Origin of the sequence: Pseudomonas sp. GLN_2 (genome assembly GCF_043106005.1) — a bacterium.
Classification (GTDB): Bacteria; Pseudomonadota; Gammaproteobacteria; order Pseudomonadales; family Pseudomonadaceae; genus Aquipseudomonas; species Aquipseudomonas alloputida.
The window spans coordinates 109,361-127,211 of record NZ_JBICMC010000087.1; the positions used below are offsets into that span (position 1 = coordinate 109,361).

Annotated in this window: 21 protein-coding genes; 6 read left to right on the forward strand and 15 right to left on the reverse strand. The window is 57.6% G+C overall.

Features of this window, described 5'->3' with window-relative positions; translation table 11 throughout:
* Positions 1 to 28: 28 nt before the first annotated feature.
* From ACF8Q6_RS21435 to ACF8Q6_RS21450, 4 genes are all read right to left on the reverse strand, one after another.
* Positions 29 to 1,036 (reverse strand): transketolase family protein, encoded by a 1,008-nt coding sequence (locus ACF8Q6_RS21435; protein WP_392489767.1) that lies wholly within the window; start codon positions 1,034 to 1,036, stop codon positions 29 to 31.
* The gene (locus tag ACF8Q6_RS21440; protein WP_392489768.1) at positions 1,033 to 1,881 is read right to left on the reverse strand and encodes a transketolase; all 849 of its coding nucleotides are present in this window, start codon (positions 1,879 to 1,881) and stop codon (positions 1,033 to 1,035) included. The genes ACF8Q6_RS21435 and ACF8Q6_RS21440 overlap by 4 nt, the downstream gene beginning before the upstream one ends.
* Before the next feature lie 18 nt (positions 1,882 to 1,899).
* Complete coding sequence (locus ACF8Q6_RS21445) at positions 1,900 to 3,201, reverse strand: MFS transporter (protein WP_392489769.1); 1,302 nt, start codon at positions 3,199 to 3,201, stop codon at positions 1,900 to 1,902.
* A 67-nt stretch (positions 3,202 to 3,268) separates the two neighbouring features.
* Positions 3,269 to 4,018, reverse strand: coding sequence for an SDR family NAD(P)-dependent oxidoreductase (locus tag ACF8Q6_RS21450; RefSeq protein ID WP_392489770.1), 750 nt, complete (start codon positions 4,016 to 4,018; stop codon positions 3,269 to 3,271).
* Between the two features lie 194 nt (positions 4,019 to 4,212).
* Between ACF8Q6_RS21450 and ACF8Q6_RS21455 the strand changes: the two genes are divergently transcribed.
* The 3 genes from ACF8Q6_RS21455 to ACF8Q6_RS21465 all read left to right on the forward strand — a co-directional run bounded on the left by ACF8Q6_RS21455 (position 4,213) and on the right by ACF8Q6_RS21465 (position 6,238).
* The gene (locus ACF8Q6_RS21455) at positions 4,213 to 5,130 is read left to right on the forward strand and encodes a LysR substrate-binding domain-containing protein (protein ID WP_029380745.1); all 918 of its coding nucleotides are present in this window, start codon (positions 4,213 to 4,215) and stop codon (positions 5,128 to 5,130) included.
* A 566-nt stretch (positions 5,131 to 5,696) separates the two neighbouring features.
* A complete protein-coding gene (locus ACF8Q6_RS21460) occupies positions 5,697 to 5,918 on the forward strand; it encodes a hypothetical protein (RefSeq protein ID WP_324737247.1) in 222 nt (73 codons plus the stop codon).
* Complete coding sequence (locus tag ACF8Q6_RS21465; RefSeq protein WP_104886884.1) at positions 5,915 to 6,238, forward strand: hypothetical protein; 324 nt, start codon at positions 5,915 to 5,917, stop codon at positions 6,236 to 6,238. The genes ACF8Q6_RS21460 and ACF8Q6_RS21465 overlap by 4 nt, the downstream gene beginning before the upstream one ends.
* 287 nt (positions 6,239 to 6,525) lie before the next feature.
* Here the strand turns inward: ACF8Q6_RS21465 and ACF8Q6_RS21470 are convergent, their stop codons facing one another.
* Together ACF8Q6_RS21470 and ACF8Q6_RS21475 are read right to left on the reverse strand one after the other, a co-directional pair.
* Positions 6,526 to 6,777, reverse strand: a complete 252-nt coding sequence (locus tag ACF8Q6_RS21470; protein ID WP_104886883.1) for a hypothetical protein — start codon at positions 6,775 to 6,777, stop codon at positions 6,526 to 6,528.
* Positions 6,778 to 7,080: 303 nt separating this feature from the next.
* Complete coding sequence (locus ACF8Q6_RS21475; RefSeq protein WP_196914280.1) at positions 7,081 to 7,494, reverse strand: response regulator; 414 nt, start codon at positions 7,492 to 7,494, stop codon at positions 7,081 to 7,083.
* Positions 7,495 to 7,926: 432 nt separating this feature from the next.
* Here ACF8Q6_RS21475 and ACF8Q6_RS21480 point away from each other — a divergent pair, with 432 nt between their 5' ends.
* Complete coding sequence (locus ACF8Q6_RS21480; protein ID WP_104886876.1) at positions 7,927 to 9,003, forward strand: ArsO family NAD(P)H-dependent flavin-containing monooxygenase; 1,077 nt, start codon at positions 7,927 to 7,929, stop codon at positions 9,001 to 9,003.
* A gap of 23 nt (positions 9,004 to 9,026) precedes the next feature.
* Here the strand turns inward: ACF8Q6_RS21480 and arsJ are convergent, their stop codons facing one another.
* Genes arsJ through ACF8Q6_RS21520 form a run of 8 tightly spaced genes read right to left on the reverse strand, consistent with a single transcriptional unit; the run spans position 9,027 to position 14,890 of the window.
* On the reverse strand, positions 9,027 to 10,259 hold the full coding sequence (gene arsJ / locus ACF8Q6_RS21485; protein ID WP_104887857.1) for an organoarsenical effux MFS transporter ArsJ: 1,233 nt from the start codon (positions 10,257 to 10,259) through the stop codon (positions 9,027 to 9,029).
* Between the two features lie 9 nt (positions 10,260 to 10,268).
* Positions 10,269 to 11,273 carry an ArsJ-associated glyceraldehyde-3-phosphate dehydrogenase gene (locus tag ACF8Q6_RS21490; RefSeq protein ID WP_039582316.1) on the reverse strand — a complete coding sequence of 335 codons (1,005 nt, stop codon included), beginning with the start codon at positions 11,271 to 11,273 and terminating at the stop codon, positions 10,269 to 10,271.
* Between the two features lie 32 nt (positions 11,274 to 11,305).
* The gene (locus ACF8Q6_RS21495; RefSeq protein WP_324737248.1) at positions 11,306 to 11,809 is read right to left on the reverse strand and encodes a cyclin-dependent kinase inhibitor 3 family protein; all 504 of its coding nucleotides are present in this window, start codon (positions 11,807 to 11,809) and stop codon (positions 11,306 to 11,308) included.
* 12 nt (positions 11,810 to 11,821) lie between these two features.
* Positions 11,822 to 12,538, reverse strand: coding sequence for an arsenical resistance protein ArsH (gene arsH / locus ACF8Q6_RS21500; protein WP_013974858.1), 717 nt, complete (start codon positions 12,536 to 12,538; stop codon positions 11,822 to 11,824).
* Between the two features lie 3 nt (positions 12,539 to 12,541).
* Positions 12,542 to 13,603 carry an ACR3 family arsenite efflux transporter gene (arsB, locus tag ACF8Q6_RS21505; protein WP_054912979.1) on the reverse strand — a complete coding sequence of 354 codons (1,062 nt, stop codon included), beginning with the start codon at positions 13,601 to 13,603 and terminating at the stop codon, positions 12,542 to 12,544.
* Positions 13,604 to 13,621: 18 nt separating this feature from the next.
* Positions 13,622 to 14,092 carry an arsenate reductase ArsC gene (locus tag ACF8Q6_RS21510; RefSeq protein WP_044047179.1) on the reverse strand — a complete coding sequence of 157 codons (471 nt, stop codon included), beginning with the start codon at positions 14,090 to 14,092 and terminating at the stop codon, positions 13,622 to 13,624.
* A 19-nt stretch (positions 14,093 to 14,111) separates the two neighbouring features.
* A complete protein-coding gene (locus tag ACF8Q6_RS21515; RefSeq protein ID WP_324737249.1) occupies positions 14,112 to 14,468 on the reverse strand; it encodes a metalloregulator ArsR/SmtB family transcription factor in 357 nt (118 codons plus the stop codon).
* Between the two features lie 8 nt (positions 14,469 to 14,476).
* Positions 14,477 to 14,890, reverse strand: a complete 414-nt coding sequence (locus ACF8Q6_RS21520) for an arsenate reductase ArsC (RefSeq protein ID WP_289805267.1) — start codon at positions 14,888 to 14,890, stop codon at positions 14,477 to 14,479.
* Positions 14,891 to 15,005: 115 nt separating this feature from the next.
* Here ACF8Q6_RS21520 and ACF8Q6_RS21525 point away from each other — a divergent pair, with 115 nt between their 5' ends.
* Both ACF8Q6_RS21525 and ACF8Q6_RS21530 read left to right on the forward strand, forming a co-directional pair.
* Positions 15,006 to 15,344, forward strand: coding sequence for a helix-turn-helix transcriptional regulator (locus ACF8Q6_RS21525; RefSeq protein WP_013974863.1), 339 nt, complete (start codon positions 15,006 to 15,008; stop codon positions 15,342 to 15,344).
* A 42-nt stretch (positions 15,345 to 15,386) separates the two neighbouring features.
* Complete coding sequence (locus tag ACF8Q6_RS21530) at positions 15,387 to 15,929, forward strand: NAD(P)/FAD-dependent oxidoreductase (RefSeq protein WP_231386153.1); 543 nt, start codon at positions 15,387 to 15,389, stop codon at positions 15,927 to 15,929.
* A 209-nt stretch (positions 15,930 to 16,138) separates the two neighbouring features.
* Here ACF8Q6_RS21530 and ACF8Q6_RS21535 read toward each other — a convergent pair whose 3' ends face one another.
* Positions 16,139 to 17,836: a phosphoethanolamine--lipid A transferase gene (locus ACF8Q6_RS21535; RefSeq protein WP_324737250.1), complete on the reverse strand. Its 1,698-nt coding sequence runs from the start codon at positions 17,834 to 17,836 to the stop codon at positions 16,139 to 16,141.
* Positions 17,837 to 17,851 lie beyond the last annotated feature (15 nt).

Consider the following 17,851-nt stretch of genomic DNA (forward strand, 5'->3'; position numbering starts at 1 on the left):
CCGGCCGGCTCTATCTTCAGGTATCAAGTCACAGCCAAGCCTTGATCCGCGCGCTCACCGCGTCGGTAGAGATACCGTAGCGGTCATGCAGCGTCGGCAGAGCGCCGGCATCGAGGAAGGCATCGGGCAAGGCGATCTGGCGGAATGTCGGCGTTACTCCGTTGCGCAGCAGCAGGCCCGCCACCGCCTCGCCGAGGCCGCCGATGATCGAATGGTTTTCGGCGGTGACCACCAACCGTCCGGACTTGCGTGCCTCAGCCAGAATCGTCTGTTCGTCCAGTGGCTTGATGGTGGGTACGTGCAGTACTGCCACATCGACGCCATCCTTCTGCAACTGCGCTGCGGCCTCTAGCGAACGCATGGTCATCAGACCGGTGGAAATGATCAGCACGTCCTTTCCGGTACGCAGGGTCTTGGCCTTGCCGATCTCGAACTTGTAGCCATATTCATCCAATACCAGCGGCACGTTGCCGCGCAGCAGGCGCATGTACACCGGTCCCTGATGGGCGGCGATGGCAGGCACCGCCTGCTCGATTTCCAGAGCGTCGCATGGGTCGACGATCATCAGGTTCGGCATGGCGCGGAAGATTGCCAGATCATCCGTTGCCTGGTGGCTGGGGCCGTAACCGGTGGTCAAGCCCGGCAACCCGCAGACGATCTTGACGTTGAGGTTCTCCTCGGCGATGGCCATGCAGATAAAATCATAGGCCCTGCGCGAGGCGAATACCGCGTACGTGGTGGCGAACGGCACGCAGCCTTCGCGTGCCATGCCAGCGGCTGCACTCATCAGCAATTGCTCGGCCATACCCATCTGATAAAAACGGTCCGGGTGCGCCTTCGCGAAAATGTGCAGGTCGGTGTACTTGGACAGGTCCGCCGACAGGCCGACGATGTCCGAACGCTGTTCGGCCAGTGCCGCCAACGCCTGACCGAACGGCGCTGAGCGGGTGGCCTGGCCCTCGGCAGCGATCGAAGCGATCATGGCCGAGGTTGTCAGGCGCTTCTTGCCGGTTTCGGTGGTGTTTACGCGGCTCATACAGTTCTCCCGACCTGAAGGTTTTGCAATGCAAGATCCCACTCGTTTTCATCGACGCGGATGAAGTGGGTTTTTTCACGTGACTCGAGAAAGTCCACACCCTTGCCCATCTTGGTATCGCAGATGATGACCCGCGGCTGTGCCCCTTGATGGTTGCGTGCGGCGTCGAACGCGGCGACCAGGGCGCCGATGTCGTTGCCGTCCACGCGCTGGGTAAACCAGCCAAACGCCTGCCAACGGTCAACGATGGGCTCGAAGGCCAGCACTTCGCTGGAGTAGCCGTCGGCTTGCTGGTTGTTGACGTCGATGATTGCGATGAGGTTGTTCAGTTTCCAATGTGAGGCCGACATCGCGGCTTCCAAGGTTGAACCCTCGTTCAATTCGCCGTCCGAGAGCAGGTTGTAGACAAACGAATCCGAGTTCTTGCGTTTCAGGCCCAGGCAGGCGCCGACCGCTATGCCCAAGCCGTGGCCGAGCGACCCCCCGGTTATTTCCATGCCCGGCGTGTAAGCGGCCATGCCCGACATCGGCAGGCGGCTGTCGTCCGAACCATAGGTTTCCAGTTCCTCCAGGGGGATCACGCCGGCTTCGATCAGCGCTGCATACAGGGCGATGGCGTAGTGACCGATGGACAGGTAAAAGCGGTCGCGTTGCTCCCATTCGGGGTTGTGGGGCTGATAGCGCAGCGCATGGAAGTACGACACGGCCAGCAAGTCAGCGGCGCCGAGGGCCTGGCCGACATAACCCTGGCCCTGGACCTGCCCCATGCGCAGGGCATGGCGGCGAATGTTGTACGCGCGTTCGGCGAGCGCCGAGAGCAAGTTGTCGGGTGCGTTGACAGTCATGGTGACTACTCCAGCGAGTTAACGATTGACCGATGCGGCGGGAATGCGCAGGACCAGCGTGGCCCCCGCGAGCAGCACTGCGGTGATCAGGTACATGCCGATGGCACTGGAACCGGTGGAAGCGGTGATCCAGCCGATCAGGTAAGGCGAGCAGAAACCGGCAAGGTTGGCGAAACTGTTGATACCGGCGATACCTGCTGCGGCTGACACGCCGCCGAGCAGCGTAGTGGGCAGCATCCAGAACAGTGAGGAAGCCGAGAGCACGCCAGCTGCTGCAAGGCACAGGCTGAGTACCGACAGCAGCAGGTTGCCGCCCAGCAGCGCCGCCAGCGTCAGGCCGATGGCACCTGCGATCATCGGGGCAACCAGGTGCCAGCGACGTTCGCGATGCTTGTCGCCACTACGGCCCATCAGCAGCATGGCGGCGATGGCGCACATGTAAGGCAGGCTGGTCAGCATGCCGATGTGCAGTGGGTCCGATACCCCGGCATTGCGGATCAGGGTCGGCAGCCAGAAGGTGATCGCGTACTGGCCCATTACGACACAGAAGTAGATGCAGGCCAGCAGCCATAGGCGGCGATCACGGATGAATTCCCGAGGTGAGGCATGAGTGACCTTGTGGGCGTTGTCCTCGGCGAGCTCCTTGGTAACCAGGTCCTTTTCTTCATCGGTCAGCCAAGTGGCCTGATGCACGCCATCTTTGAGATAGCTCAGTACTAACAAGCCGACGATGACGGTTGGAATTGCCTCGATGACGAACATCCATTGCCAGCCCGCCCAGCCATGAAAACCTGCGAACTGATTCATGATCCAGCCTGACAGTGGGCCGCCAATCATCCCCGACAATGGAATCGCGACGAACCACAGCACGGTCATCTTTGCGCGACGGTAGGAAGGGAACCAGTAGGTCAGGTACAACAACAGGCCAGGAGCCAGACCCGCCTCAGCGATGCCAAGCAGAAAGCGCAGGGCATAAAACTGCCAGGCGGTTTCAACGAAGGCAAAGAGGCCGGAAATGATCCCCCAGGAAATCATGATCCGGGCGATCCAGCGGCGTGCGCCGACCCTGTGCAGGATCAGATTGCTGGGCACTTCGCAAAGAAAGTAGCCAATGAAGAACATGCCGGCGCCCAGGCCATAAACGGCCTCGCTTAGGGACAGGTCGCTCATCATCTGCAACTTGGCGAAGCCCACGTTTACCCGGTCCAGATAGGCACACAGGTAGCACAGCATCAGGAACGGCATCAGTCGCCAGGCAGTCTTGCGGTATGCGTTGGAGCGCACGGCCGAAACCGCGTCCAATGACAGGGTGGTAATCATGATGGTCTGATCTCTTGTTTTTATCGATTCAGAACAGCGTCAGCCGCGCGGGCTGACGCAATGTGCATCAGTGAATGAGCATGCCGCCGTTTACATCCAGGGTGATTCCGGTCAGGTAAGTCGACAGATCGCTGGCCAGAAACAATGCGGCGTTAGCGACGTCTTGCGCTTCGCCCAGACGACCCAGTGGAATGCCGTCGATGATCGCGTGACGACGATCGTCCTGCATCAGACCGCCAGTGATGTCCGTGTGAATCAGACCCGGGGCGATGGCGTTCACGCGCACGTTGTCCGGCCCCAGCTCTCGTGCCATGGCCTTGGCCAGGCCCAGTACCCCAGCTTTCGCTGCGCTGTAGTGCGGGCCACCGAAAATGCCACCACCACGCTGCGCCGATACCGAGGACATGCAGACAATGCTGCCCGAACGTTGCTCGCGCATCAGGGGAATGACGGCCTGAGACATCAGTAGCGTGCCGCGCAGGCTGACGTCGAGTACCTTGTCGTAGTCGCTGTGCTTGATGTCCAGGGTCTTGAGGGGTTGGGTGATGCCAGCGTTGTTGACCAGCACGTCGATGCGGCCAAAGTGCTCGATGATTTGGGCAACTGCCTGGTTTACCTGCGCCTGGTCGGCGACGTTGGCGGCCAGGCCGAGATGCCCTTCGCCAAGAGACACTGCGGCATCGCGGGCAGCGGCTTCATCCAGATCGAGGATCACCACGCGGGCACCTTGAGCAGCGAATGTGGCCGCAGTGGCCCGGCCGATCCCGCGTGCCGATGCGGCGCCAGTGATGATTGCGACTTTGCCTTGAAGAAGCATGGATGTGACCTCTGATTGTTTTTATAGGGTCGATTCATGGGAATCGATGGGCCTACTTTGGTCTCGGCCCAGGCCATGAGCAATAACGCAAAAATCATTGGGTGCTGAAAAAAATTCAGCACTCGTCACCCTGACAGCTAAATGATTGAATGGAGGTCCCAATAAAAATATGCGCTGCGAGCGAAGTGACTGATATGCGATCTGTTGACGATACCGCGCCGGCCCTTCCACCCCTGAGAGCGATTCAGGCCTTCGAGCAAACTGCTCGTTTCGGTAATGTTGCCCGCGCGGCGGAAGTGCTGGACCTCACCCCTTCGGCTGTCAGTCATCAATTGGCCAAGCTCGAAGCAATGATTGGCCGACAACTGTTCTTTCGCGCGGCGCGCGGCGTCAGCCTGACTCCCGTTGGCGAGCAGTATCTGAAAGACGTTTCCGGCATTCTGCACAGTCTTTCCGTCGCCACGGAACGGGCCAGCAGCGACGTCAGCCTCGATTGTCTGCGTTTGCATTCGTCACCGAGTTTCGGCCTGCTCTGGCTAATGCCAAGGCTGGAAGCATTTCGGATGGCGCACCCGGATATCCAGATCAACTTGTCGTGCTCCTATGAATCTCTGCATTTCAGTCGCGACAAGATTGACGTAGACATTCGCCATGGCGAACCCAATTGGCCTAGCTACGAGGTGCGCACTTTAGGCAATGAGGCATTTGCCGTGCTGGCCTCACCGAAACTGCTGGCCCGGCATAGGATCGACGACGCGTCGGATCTACTGCGTCGGGACTTGATTCTCTCCGAGGCCACATTGCTGAAATGGCCGGCCTGGTTCGCTCGACACGGCCTCGCCCGCCCGGAAAAACCCTACGCGTTGAGCTTCGATCGTTCCTACATGTCCCTGGAGGCCGCCAGTCACGGGCTGGGTTTTGCACTCGAAAGCACGTTATTAGCGCAGAAGTACCTTGCGTCCGGAACACTGGTGGAAGTCGTGCCACACATCTTCAGCGCGCCTGTGGCGGCCCATCATCTGGTGTTTCCGAAAGCACATTCAGGGTTCGAAAGGGTCAGGCGTTTCTTGGCGTGGATGGAGAGAGAGCTCGGGCATGGCTTCGTGTTTTAAGCATGCTGATGATCGCGTGCATGTTGACGTCATTGCCCAAAAGCCAGCGTCGAACGAGTGAGGCAACTTCAAGGAGCAGGAACATTGCAGGCGGCGGCGCGGTGGACTCACCGCCTCCTGCGACAGTTTTAATTATCCTGCGTCAGCTTTAATTCTCTAAATCCACAAGCTGATGTTGCTGATTAATAAACTCTGTCACAAAACCTCTTGAATTTCGGGGCCTAGCGGGGAGGTTGATCCTGGGGAAGAGAAAATAAAGGTTGTCACAAAGCATAGCTTTTCAAAAATTCTCGGGGTTTTTCGTTTAATAAAGGTTGTCACAACAATAAAGGTTGTCACAGCAAAGGTTCAGCCACAGAAAAATCGCAGGAATGTACCGTGCAAAACCCCCAAAAAAATTATGATGGTATCTTTTTGGGATGGGTAACCCGTGTGGGCGCTCTTGCATCGTTGGATTTAGAGAATTAAAACTGTCGCAGGAGCCGGTGAGGCCTCTCTCCTCCGCTCCTGCGAGCACTGCCCCTCGCTCAAACCACCCGTTGCTGTGTGACTGCGGTGCTCGCTACTTGATCGCAGAAACGTCAGTAAGCCAGGCATTCGACTCGGCTGAAAAGGTAGCCGGTGATGCTGGTTTTGTCCGGCAGGCCAAGGCTAACCTCATGTGCGAGCTATACGTGATCCTTGGAGCTTTTGATGCCCCAACTGCAGTGCTGGATCAGGTGTTTGCTGCGGTCGAAGACGAAGAGCTTCCGTACTCCACTCTGATTCCATTCGAGAATGACAAATGAACAAGATCAATTGGTTCGCGGTTTCCAACCCAGACGGCAAGCGCTTTCCCGAGTGGCGCCGGTCGTTTGGCGTCAGTGACAGCGGTACTATATTTGTACCTGCAGCAATGGCGGGTGATGAGACGGAGATGAACGTAATGCTCTGTGCTTGCGATGACGGACAGAGCACGGCGGTGCACCTAGATCATCACTTTGTGCCCAGCGATTGGCTGAAGCGTGAGTTCCCCAAGCATTTGGAGCTGATCGAAATGATAGAGGTTCGTGCCCAGACCCCACTCAGTGAAATCAGTCAGCAAGAGCCAGCAGCTACTCAGGAGTAGCTATATAGACTGGCTTCAGGACAATTACGCCAGCGATGAGTTCGATGCTCTGGTCACCAACTGTGACACCGAGCTACCTCAGGACTTCCGGAGGTAGCTCGACGATGAAATCTCCTTAGCCGTGTCCCCAGGGTCCTAGCATTTCACTGTCATACGTAATGGCTGCCTCATAGAGGTCGGCTCGAGGGTGGCTTCACCGAATATCGTACTCCGTAATGAACAAGATCGGACTCCTGTCTGCTTGTGTCAAACTATGTTGTAGCGCCCACAGTCGCCAGCCCACATCACTATTCATTGGGAGAGCAGTCCACCCGCAAGAATGGAAAAAGTTCGTCTGGATTGCCGCATTCCCCGTTCAACTCCTCACAGGTGGCTTCTGCGAGCGACCTCGTGGAGTAGCTTGGCTTCAATCGTAATTTTTCCTGATTGTCGTAAATGTCGAATCCGCCTGATACGGTAGCGGCATAGTATCGAGAACCAGATTGGAAGCATTCTTTGTCGATCGGCACAGCCGGAACGATAACAAATCTCTTTTGCATGGCGCGTGTCTCTCCAAGCATATACCTTAGTCTTAGTCCCAAGATTGAAAAGCATCAATATGACTCATCGAGACGAATCAATGACGCTTAGTGCCTCGAAGTATCACTATCACAAGAAATGACGCAGGATGATGTGGGGCTTTCTTTCTGACCGTGCTTGAGGTGGAGCCGTCAAGGCTTTGATATTGTGTATGCACCTTACCGGTACCTTGGCAACGGGCACTTCAAGGTGATGTCCAGCAGTCTCTCTAGCCGTTTTGCCTTCGCTCGACACGTTGGCATGGTTGGCCTATGGGAATGCGGCTATGAGTCCCCATGCTCTCCCGAGGTTGATTTTTGCAAAAGGAGCTGCCGGTGTTCGGTCACTAGGCTCAGGAGTAGGTCAATTGACCATGGCTTCGCGAGGAACTGAGCGCCTTCGGGTATGAGGTCCGTTTCATGTCTGACGCATCCGCTAGAAATGACTATCGAGGTTTTGGGATCCTGCTGGCTAGCGATCTGAGCAAGTTCCCAGCCATTCATTTGTCCGGGCGTTTCTACATCAGTAATGAGCATGGTCACTGGTGTTCGTTTGAGTATCTCCAAACCTTCGTCTGCTGTAGCTACGGCGAGAAGTAGAAAGCCCGAATCCTGCAGTACCTCAACAATCATTGATCGCAGAATTGGCTCGTCCTCGACGATCAGGAGGAGTCCGAGCATTTCGTGTTCCGATTTCATGTTTTTGGCTCTTGAGCTAGCAGTGGCAAGCAGCACCGGAGTGCCAATGACGACCATGACGGAGCGAGCACCATACGTTGACGCGCTAGGCCTCAACCAGCCTCCCTTCAAGAGATGACTGTTACCTGACGCACCACAGCGCGCTGTAATGGCATTTTGACTCCTAGTTTGAGTATAGAGTTCCTCGCTTTTGGAGAGCATACGCATATCAATTGGAGATAGGCCGGAGAAAGCCATCCACGGCTAGTCGCAGAAAGGTATCGGTGGCCAGGCGTTCGGTCAGCATGACATGTTGCTCGGTCGACAAGCAGTACATACTCCCCTGCTAGTACGTCCAGCTCTTTGTCAGACTCTGGCTTCAGACGACCTACATCAAGTCACTTACCGCAGCACCTGAGAAAATGGGGCCTGACCATGGCCGGAGGGAGTGAAATGAAAGCCCATGCAGAGCGCTTGTGGGATGTAGTCATCATTGGCGGAGGACAAGCCGCCCTGGCAACGGCGTACTTCCTGCGCCGGACAGATCTCTCGCTCATCATCCTCGATGCCGAGCAGGGCGCCGGCGGGGCTTGGCGACACGGCTGGGATTCGCTGCGGCTGTTCTCGCCAGCCACCTGGAGCTCCATTCCCGGTTGGATGATGCCGCCTGCTCAGGATGGCTATCCGTCTCGCGAACATGTCATCGACTACCTCACCCAGTATGAGGCGCGCTATCAGTTTCCGATTAAACGGCCGGTACGTGTCACCTCAGTCGAGCGCGTAGCCGGCGCGTTACGTGTCCATTCAGTGTCTGGCCATTGGGATGCCAAAGCTGTGGTCAGTGCCACAGGCACTTGGAGCAATCCGAACATACCTGCCTACCCCGACGCTGAGCTGTTCCGTGGCCAGCAGCTGCATTCGGCTCACTACGTTGAACCGCAGGCCTTCTCGGGCAAGCGCGTGCTAGTCGTCGGCGGCGGCAACTCCGGCGCTCAGATTCTCGCAGAGGTTTCCAAAGTAGCTGCTGCGACCTGGGTAACCCCTACCGATCCAGTTTTCCTACCTGATGATGTAGATGGCCGAGTGCTGTTCGAGCGGGCCACAGAGCGCTGGAAAGCGCAGGTGGAGGGGCGTGTAATTGAGCAGCCGGTCGGCGGGTTGGGCGATGTGGTAATGGTCCCGCCTGTGGTGGAGGCGCGTGAGCGAGACGTTCTGCACGCGGTGAGACCCTTCGTTCGTTTCACCCCTAACGGCGTGGTCTGGGCAGACGGCTCGGAAACCGCAGTGGATGCAGTGATCTGGTGCACCGGGTTCAAACCCGCCTTGGGACACCTCGCCAGCCTTGGGGTTGTTACTGAGCAAGGACGTGTAGAGGTCGAAGGGACCCGATCTGTGAGTGAGCCGAGACTTTGGTTGGTGGGCTATGGCGAGTGGACAGGTTCTGCATCAGCAACCTTGATCGGGGTGACCCGCACTGCCCGCAGTAGTGCAACTGAGATCGAGCAGTTTGTGGTGAAAGCGGAGGCCTGATGGCCTCCGCATTTCCTCACGGATCAGTGCGTCTGCTGTGCCATTTCGCTGTGCCTGGGCAGTGCGATCGAGATGAGCGCGGCAGCCAATACGAGGATGCTGGAGACCCACAAACAAGCTTCCAACCCATAGGCTTGGAATACCCAACCTGACAGCAGCGTGCCGACCAAGCGCCCGAGGGCGTTGGACATGTAGTAGAAGCCCACATCCAAGGACACGCCGTCTTCCTTGGCGTAACTGACGATCAGGTAGCTGTGCAGCGATGAGTTCACGGCGAACAGCACGCCGAACAGCATCAACCCGCCGAGCAAGACTACCTGCGCTGACCAGCCTGCCGCCAGGCCCACGGCAATGAGCGCAGGCAGCCCGGCCAGGGCGATTGCCCAGATGAAGGCTGCTCGACCATCGGGGACATGTCCGCGCTTCTTACCGGTGATATGTGGAGCAAACGACTGGACGATGCCGTAGCCGATGACCCACGCGGCCAAGAAACCGCCGACCAGCCAGAAGTCCCAGCCAAACGTAGAGCTCAGGTATACCGGCAGTGCCACAACAAACCAGACATCCCGCGCACCGAACAAAAACAGCCGTGCGGCCGAGAGAATGTTGATCGCCCGGCTCTTGGACAGCATGTCGCGGAACTTCGGTTTGGCCTTGGCTTTGCCCAAGTCCTTTTTCAGCAGGATCAAGCTGCAGATCCAAATGAGGGCCAAGGCTGCTGCCATGGCCAGCACCGCCAGGGTGAAACCGAGCAGCGCTAGCAATGCTCCCCCGAGGAAGAAACCCACACCTTTGAGGGCGTTTTTCGAGCCCGTTAGGATGGCCACCCATTTGTAGAGGGTGCCTTGCTGGCTGTCCGGTACCAGGAGCTTGATGGAGCTCTTGGCGCTCATCTTGTTCAGGTCCTTGGCGATGCCGGAGAGCGCCTGGGCGGCCATCACCCACGGCACCGTCAGCGATGCTGCTGGTACCGTGAGCATAAGCAGGGCGACGACCTGCATGCCAAGGCCGATGTTCATGGTGCGGTTGAGCCCCAGGCGGGCGCCGAGGTAGCCGCCCACGAGGTTGGTGATCACACCGAACACTTCGTAGAACAGGAACAGCGCCGCGATCTGCAGCGGCGTGTAGCCCAGTGAATGGAAGTGCAGTACCACCAACATGCGCAATGCGCCGTCGGTGAGGGTGAAGGCCCAGTAATTGCCGGTAACCAGCAGGTACTGACGCACTTCCGCAGACAAGGCTGACAACGCCTTCATGATCGCCATTTACTCCGCTGCGCCGACCAGGCGTGCCAGTTCAACCGCACGGTTGGCGTAGCCCCACTCGTTGTCGTACCAGGCGTAGATCTTCACTTGGGTACCGTTGACTACGAGGGTGGACAGCGCATCGATGATTGAGGACCGCGGATCTGTGCGGTAGTCGATGGACACCAAGGGGCGTTCTTCGTAGCCCAGGATGTCCTTCAGCGGTCCTTCGGCTGCGGCTTTCAGCAGCGCGTTGACCTCTTCAGCCGTTGTCTCACGTTCCACTTCGAACACGCAGTCGGTCAGCGAGGCGTTGGCCAGTGGTACACGTACAGCGTGACCATTCAGCTTGCCGCGCAGCTCGGGGAAGATCTCGGCGATTGCGGTGGCAGATCCCGTGGTGGTCGGGATTAGGCTCATGCCCGAGGCTCGGGCGCGACGCAGGTCCTTGTGCGGTGTATCCAGAATGCTCTGGGTATTGGTGAGGTCGTGAATGGTGGTGATCGAGCCATGGCGGATGCCAAGGTTCTCGTGAATCACCTTGACCACCGGGGCCAGGCAGTTAGTGGTGCAGGAAGCGGCGGTCACGATACGGTGCTGCGCCGGGTCGAACTGGTGCTGGTTGACGCCCATCACCACGTTCAGTGCGCCTTTCTCCTTCACTGGAGCGCAGACGACCACACGTTTGACGCCCTGATCCAGATAGGCCTGGAGCACAGCTACCGACTTCATCTTGCCGCTGGCCTCGATGACCAGGTCGCAGCCCGACCAGTCGGTGTCTGCGATGCTCTTGTTCGCAGTGACCTTGATGCGCTTGCCCTCGATCACTACCGAGTCGCCTTCTGCGCGGGCTTCACGGTGCCAGCGTCCGTGGATCGAATCGAAGTTGATCAGATGGGCATGGGTCTCGGCGTCACCGGCCGGGTCATTGATCTGCACAAACTCGAATTCCGGCCAGTCCCAGGACGCGCGAAGCGCCAAGCGACCAATACGGCCAAACCCATTGATACCTACTTTGATAGCCATGTTCTTGGTCTCGCATCGCGATTAGAGAAAAGTCAGAGGGTGTTGGAGAACTGGTTGATGTACTCAACGTGTGCAGGGTTCTGAATCGCACGTGGGCGCAGGGCCTGGACCTGAGCAACGGCTTCCTGCACAGGAATGCCGCACTCGATCATCAGGCAGGCCGCAAATAGGCCCGTGCGTCCAGAGCCGCCCTTGCAGTGAATGGCGATCGTCTTACCGGTCATCACCAGCTCTTTCAGGCGGTCCCGGTGAGTGTTCCAGGCGGCAGCAAACGGCTCACCGGGTGCTTCGTCGTCCTCGACCGGCAGGTGGAACCATTCGAGGCCCAGCAGTTGGCACTCCTCGGGGAGCAGATCGATCTCGTTCTGCAGCAGTTCTTCACTTGGCATCAGGGTCACCAGCGCGCTCGCCCCAGCTTCGCGTAGCGTTGCCAGCGCCTGAGATACCGAGGTGTCCTTGGTACCAGGGCACGGAGTGAAGATCAGCTGGCCGACCAGTTCGGAATTAGCCAATACTGAATACGGGTGCAATTGCATGCTCACAAAGCCTCAAATGGATCGTTGATTGACACGCTTGGATAGTTCTTCAGCCGACTCTTTACGTTCGGAGTAGCGATCGACCAGGTAGTCGGAGCGATCACGAAGCAGCAGGGTGAACTTCACCAGCTCCTCCATTACGTCGACAACACGGTCGTAGTACGAAGAGGGTTTCATGCGACCCGCCTCGTCGAATTCCAGATAGGCCTTCGGCACGGACGACTGGTTAGGGATGGTGAACATGCGCATCCAGCGGCCGAGGACGCGCAGCTGGTTGACCACGTTGAAAGACTGCGAGCCGCCGCAGACCTGCATCACCGCGAGGGTTTTGCCTTGAGTGGGGCGCACGGCGCCCATGCTCAGTGGAATCCAGTCGATCTGCGACTTGAACACGCCAGTCATCGCGCCGTGGCGCTCTGGCGAGCACCAGACCATGCCTTCCGACCACAGCACCAGGTCGCGCAGCTCCTTGACTATGGGGTGGTCATCGGGCACGTCATCCGCCAGTGGCAGCCCGGTCGGATTGAAGATCCGCGTCTCGGCACCGAAGTGCTCCAGCAGGCGTGCCGCTTCTTCCGTCAGCAGGCGGCTGAACGAGCGTTCGCGGGTCGATCCGTACAGCAGCAGGATGCGAGGGTTATGGGTGGACTTTTGCTCGACTGCCAGTTTGTCTGCTGTCGGCAGGTCGACCAGATCGTTGTCGATATTCGGGATATGGTGTTCGGTCATGATTTACTCCTGAGTCAAGGCGCCAGATGGCTGATCGAACCAGCGGCGCTTGAGCCACAAGGCCACGCCCACCAGGGAGATCAGTACCGGCACTTCCACCAAGGGCCCGATGACGGTGGCAAACGCGACCGGCGAGGCAAGGCCGAAGGTGGCGATGGCCACGGCAATGGCCAGTTCGAAATTGTTGCTCGCTGCAGTGAACGCCAGCGCCGTGGTACGTGGGTAGTCAGCTTCCAACAGCTTGCCCATCCAGAAGCTGATGAAGAACATCACCACGAAGTAGATGGTCAGCGGGATAGCGATGCGCAGCACATCCAGCGGCAGTTGCAGCACCATGTCGCCTTTCAGGCTGAACATGGCGACGATGGTCAGCAGCAACGCCACAAGGGTCAGCGGGCTGATCTTCGGGATGAATCGCTCCTGGTACCAGGTCTCGCCCTTGCTGCTGATCAGGATCTTGCGGGTCAGGAAACCAGCCAGGAACGGGATGCCCAGGTAGATCAGCACCGATTGGGCGATATCGAGGAAGCTGGTCTCAATGACGCTACCTTCAAGGCCAAACAGCGGCGGCAACAGCCCCAGGAAGATCCAGGCGTACACGCTAAAGAACAGGATCTGGAAAATGCTGTTGAAGGCGACCAGACCCGCCACGTACTGGTTGTTGCCACCGGCGATCTGGTTCCACACCAGCACCATGGCGATGCAGCGTGCCAAGCCGATGAGGATCAGGCCGGTCATGTACTCAGGCTTGTCGGAAAGGAAGACAACGGCCAGCCCGAACATCAGGACCGGGCCGATCACCCAGTTCTGGATCAGCGACAGGGCAAGGATGCGCTTGTCCTTGAATACCTGTGGCAACTCCTCGTATTTCACCTTCGCCAGAGGTGGGTACATCATTACGATGAGGCCAATGGCGATGGGGATGTTTGTCGAGCCTACCGACAGGCTATTCAGCCACGCAGGCAATCCCTGGAACAGGCTGCCCAGACCAATGCCCAGGCCCATGGCCAGAAAGATCCACACCGTCAGGTAGCGGTCTAGAAAGGAAAGTCGGCTTTTGCTCATGGTGGATCTCCCTAAACGTCAGAGCGTTCCGATACGGGCCAGCTCGGCCTTAAGCTGGGCGGCATCCAATTGTTCGAAAGGCAGCGCGAGGAATGCATTGAGGCGTCGTTTGATCTGCTCAAGCGTGACGTCGAACGCTGCGTCCAGTTCGGCGGTGTTGCCCTGCTGGTCAGAAGGGTCAGAAAGCCCCCAGTGGGCTTTCACTGCTGGTCCGAAGAACACGGGGCAGGCTTCGCCAGCGGCCTTGTCGCAGACGGTGATGACAAAGTCCGGTGCCAGCTCGGCATGCGCGTCACTTGACTTGCTGCTGAGGCCCTCGGTGGAGATACCAGCACGCTGCAGCGCGGTGATGGACAGCGGGTGCACATCACCCTTTGGCTGGCTGCCGGCGCTGTAGGCCTTCATGCCGGCCGGGGCCAGATGATTGAAAACAGCCTCGGAGAGGATGCTGCGGCAGCTATTGGCGGTGCAGAGGAACAGAACTTTCATCGGTTTTTCTCGGCAATGATCAGCAGCAGGAGGCGACGCGTTGAGGGCGGTCACCCATTGTGTCCAGTCGTTTAGTGCTAGCACTCAGCCATTCGCGGTTGGCCTCCAGCGTCATCGCCAGGACCTCACGTACCCAGCCGGGAAGCGATGGATGCAGGCGGTAATAAACCCACTGGCCCTGACGCCGGTCTTCCAGCAGGTCACACGTGCGCAGTTGCGCCAGGTGGCGGGAAACCTTGGGCTGGCTTTCTTCCAGCGCGCAGGTCAGTTCACAGACGCAGAGTTCTTCCTCGCGAGCGATCAGCAGCATCATCCGAATGCGGTTCTCGTCGGCGAGGCATTTGAAAACCTTGGTAGGTGTCAGCGAGTCAGTCATAGCAATTCTCAGTGTTTAGTTTTCACGAGGACGAACATTTTGATGCGCTCATGAATCTCGTGAAGCGTGCGTCGGAAGGCATCGTGTTGGTCACTGGTAACAGGGTCTTCGAAGTTCCACGCCAGAACCTCGCCGAGGGCAGGCAAAGTAAGGCACTCATGGGCTGCCTTGTCGCAGAGCGTAATCAAGTAGTCGAACCGTTCCCCTGCAAACTCGTCGATGGACTTGCTGCGTAGAGCCTTGGTATCGATATCGAGATATTCGAGGGCGTCATAGGTGCGCGGATCGACTTGGCCAGGCTGGGTACCTGCGCTAAAAGCTTCGAAATGCACAGGGTCTGTGTGCCGGAGCAAAGCTTCGGCGAGCTGGGAGCGAGCGGCGTTTGCGGTGCAAACAAACAGAACGCGGGTCTTGCCAGTCATCACTTGGTACCCTGAGTGCATATGGTTTTTCGAATATACGATTTTTCGAATGTGTCGCAACCCCTCGATGATGGGTGGCTTTACATGTGCGCGTTCATGCACATATATTGGCTGCATGACGACCAACCAAAATCTCCGTGCTCAAGCCATCGAAGCCGCCATCGAGTCGCTAGACGAGACCTTCTTCAAAGCGCTTTGCGAGCCTTCCAGAGTCGCGGTTTTCAAGCGCGTACTTTTGCTCGGCCGGGCGGATGTCGGCGAAATCGCCAAAGAGCTGCCACAGGAGCGCTCGGTGATCTCCAGGCACCTGCAGGTATTGCATGACGCCAAGATCGTGAAGGCCACCAAGGTGGGTCGGCAGGTGTTCTATGAAGTAAATGGTGGGTCGATCGTCGAGCGACTGGAGGGCCTGCTCCAGCGAACCAAAGGTCTAGTATCGATCTGCTGTCCGTAGTCCGGCCTTTTTTTGCCTTTAAATATGTATGAGTGCGCATATATGAATGAGTTGGATCGCGTTCTGGATGTGGTCGTTATCGGTGGTGGGCAAGCAGGTTTGGCGACTGGCTGGCATTTACAGCAGCACGGCTTGGATTACCTCATCTTGGATGAGCAGACATCCCCGGGCGGTAACTGGCGTAACTACTACGAAAGCTTGCAGTTGTTCTCACCATCGGAGTACTCAGCGCTGCCGGGGCGAGCGTTTCTTGGCGATCCCAAGGACTACCCGGTGCGAAATGAAGTGGTGCAGTACCTGGAGGCATACGCCGCCGAGTTTCAGCTCCCTTTTCAGGGCGGTACCCGAGTGGTGGCGGTCGTACAGAAGGGCAAGGCATTTGAGGTTCGCACCGCCAACGGAGCGAATTTCACTACGCGTGCTGTGGTAGTGGCATCAGGTGGCTTCAGCCGTCCTTTCATGCCTGACATTCCTGGGCTAGAGAGCTTTTCAGGACACTGTCTGCAGATAAAAAAGCAGCTCCGAAGAGCTGCTTTTCTGCCCTACTCCCCCTTTTTATGCTTGTGGGGTTTCAGGTCTGGGTGATCCTTCTGCTTCTCAGGCGTGACCCGCTGCCTCTTGTCCGGAGTGCCATCTTCGTTGGTGCGTTTAGGGCCTGGCTTGATGCTCATGCAAATTTCCTTTTCCGCTTGGGTTGTTGAGTACTGCTATGTAGTTAGTCGAGCTTCTGGCTGCTGTCAAAGCAGCTCGATGTGGAATCGCTATCGACCTCACGTGTTCAGCCCGTTGCAGCATTAGAGGCCTGAGTAGGTGCTTCCGGTCAAAGTCTTGCAAGGGGCAGTAAAATCAAGAGCTGAGCGATACGAGGATGTCTGGACGTTCATCATCCCGAGTACGGTGTGGAACAGGTTGTCATGACTCAATGGCGAACCTGCTTGAGCTTTCAGGCAGCCCATATTGAGCCGTTCGCTCTTCGCGATAGAGTCAGACATCCAGAGCACCATTGGCACCTTGGTTTGCTCGTCCGGGGCCATCGCATAGGGCAGCCCATGCAGATACAGGCCACCCTCTCCCAGTGACTCTCCGTGATCTGAGACGTACATGAGCGCAGTGTCGAATTTGGTATTCGCAGCCAGGATGTCGATCAGCCCGGCCGTCACGTAGTCGGTGTAGAGGATCGAATTGTCGTAGGCATTGATCACCTCCTGCTGCTTACATTTGTCGAGCTCATTGGTCTCGCAGACCGGCCCGAATTTCTTGAACTGCGGGGGGTAGCGCTTGTAGTAGGCCGGGCCGTGACTACCTTTGTAGTGGAGCACCAGGACTGCATCGCCTTCCTGACGCTTGATGAAGTCCTCCATCTCCGAAAGCAGCACCCCGTCCTTGCACTCGTCGCTGGTACACAGTTGAGCATCTGCGTGTTGGGTAGCCTTGTGGTTTGGCACCCGATCACAGACCCCTTTGCAGCCCGAATTGTTATCAGTCCACATGACACTGATGCCTGCCCGCTGAAGCACATCGAGCAGCCCTTCTCGGCTCTTGGCCAAGCCGTCCTTGTACTCATCCCTCCCGACGTCCAAGAACATGCATGGCAGGGAAACCGCAGTGGCAGTGCCGCACGAGCTCACATTCGAGAAGCTGATGACATTGCGCTTTTCCAGCTCTGGATTCGTATCGCGGGAGTAGCCATTCAGGGAGAAGTTGGCGGAACGTGCGGTTTCCCCCACTGCCAGTACCAGCAGCTTGGGTTTGCGAGCCGCTCCCTGCCTGGTCACCACGGCGTCGGTACCGATGGAGGTCAGCGCTTTCGGTGTGGCCAGCTTGCGTTTCAGGTAACCATGACCGGCAGCAAACAAATTGGTGGGAACCAGAATGAGCCGGATCTCCCGATTGTTGCGTAGGAGGGAGGCATAAGACTGGTACTGGCTCAGCACGATACCAGCAAGGGTTACCAGTGCGAGCGACAGGACGATGAGTCTGCTACCCAACGCTTTGGTCCAGGGCTTGCGTCGCAGGGGCACCAGACAGATCAGGTAGACGGGCAATACCCCTACCATTGCCACCCAGAGGCCAAGTTTCCAGTTCAGTAGCTCGGACACCTCACCGACGTCGGTCTCCACGACGTTGGTGAACATCGTGTAATCAATGACGATGCCGTAAGCACTCATGAAGTAGCTGGCGAACGACGCGCTGATCAGCACCAGGCACAGCAGAGGTTTTGCGAGTCTTGACCATGACAGCAAGCTAAGTACGGTGAACACCCAAACGAACACTACGACTGGCAGGCTGGCGGCGAGCAACCAGTTAACTTCATCAGTGTTGAATGCCAGGCGCCAGAGCACACGCCAAAGCTCAGCGTTCGCGAACAACAACAACCAAAAAGTTACTAGCGCGATGAGTAAATTGGTGCTGATGCCTTCCTGTCTAACTTTGCGAATAGCATGGATCCATTTACTTAACAGGATGTGAACAATGGATTTAGAAGGTGTCATTATCAAACTCTAGGG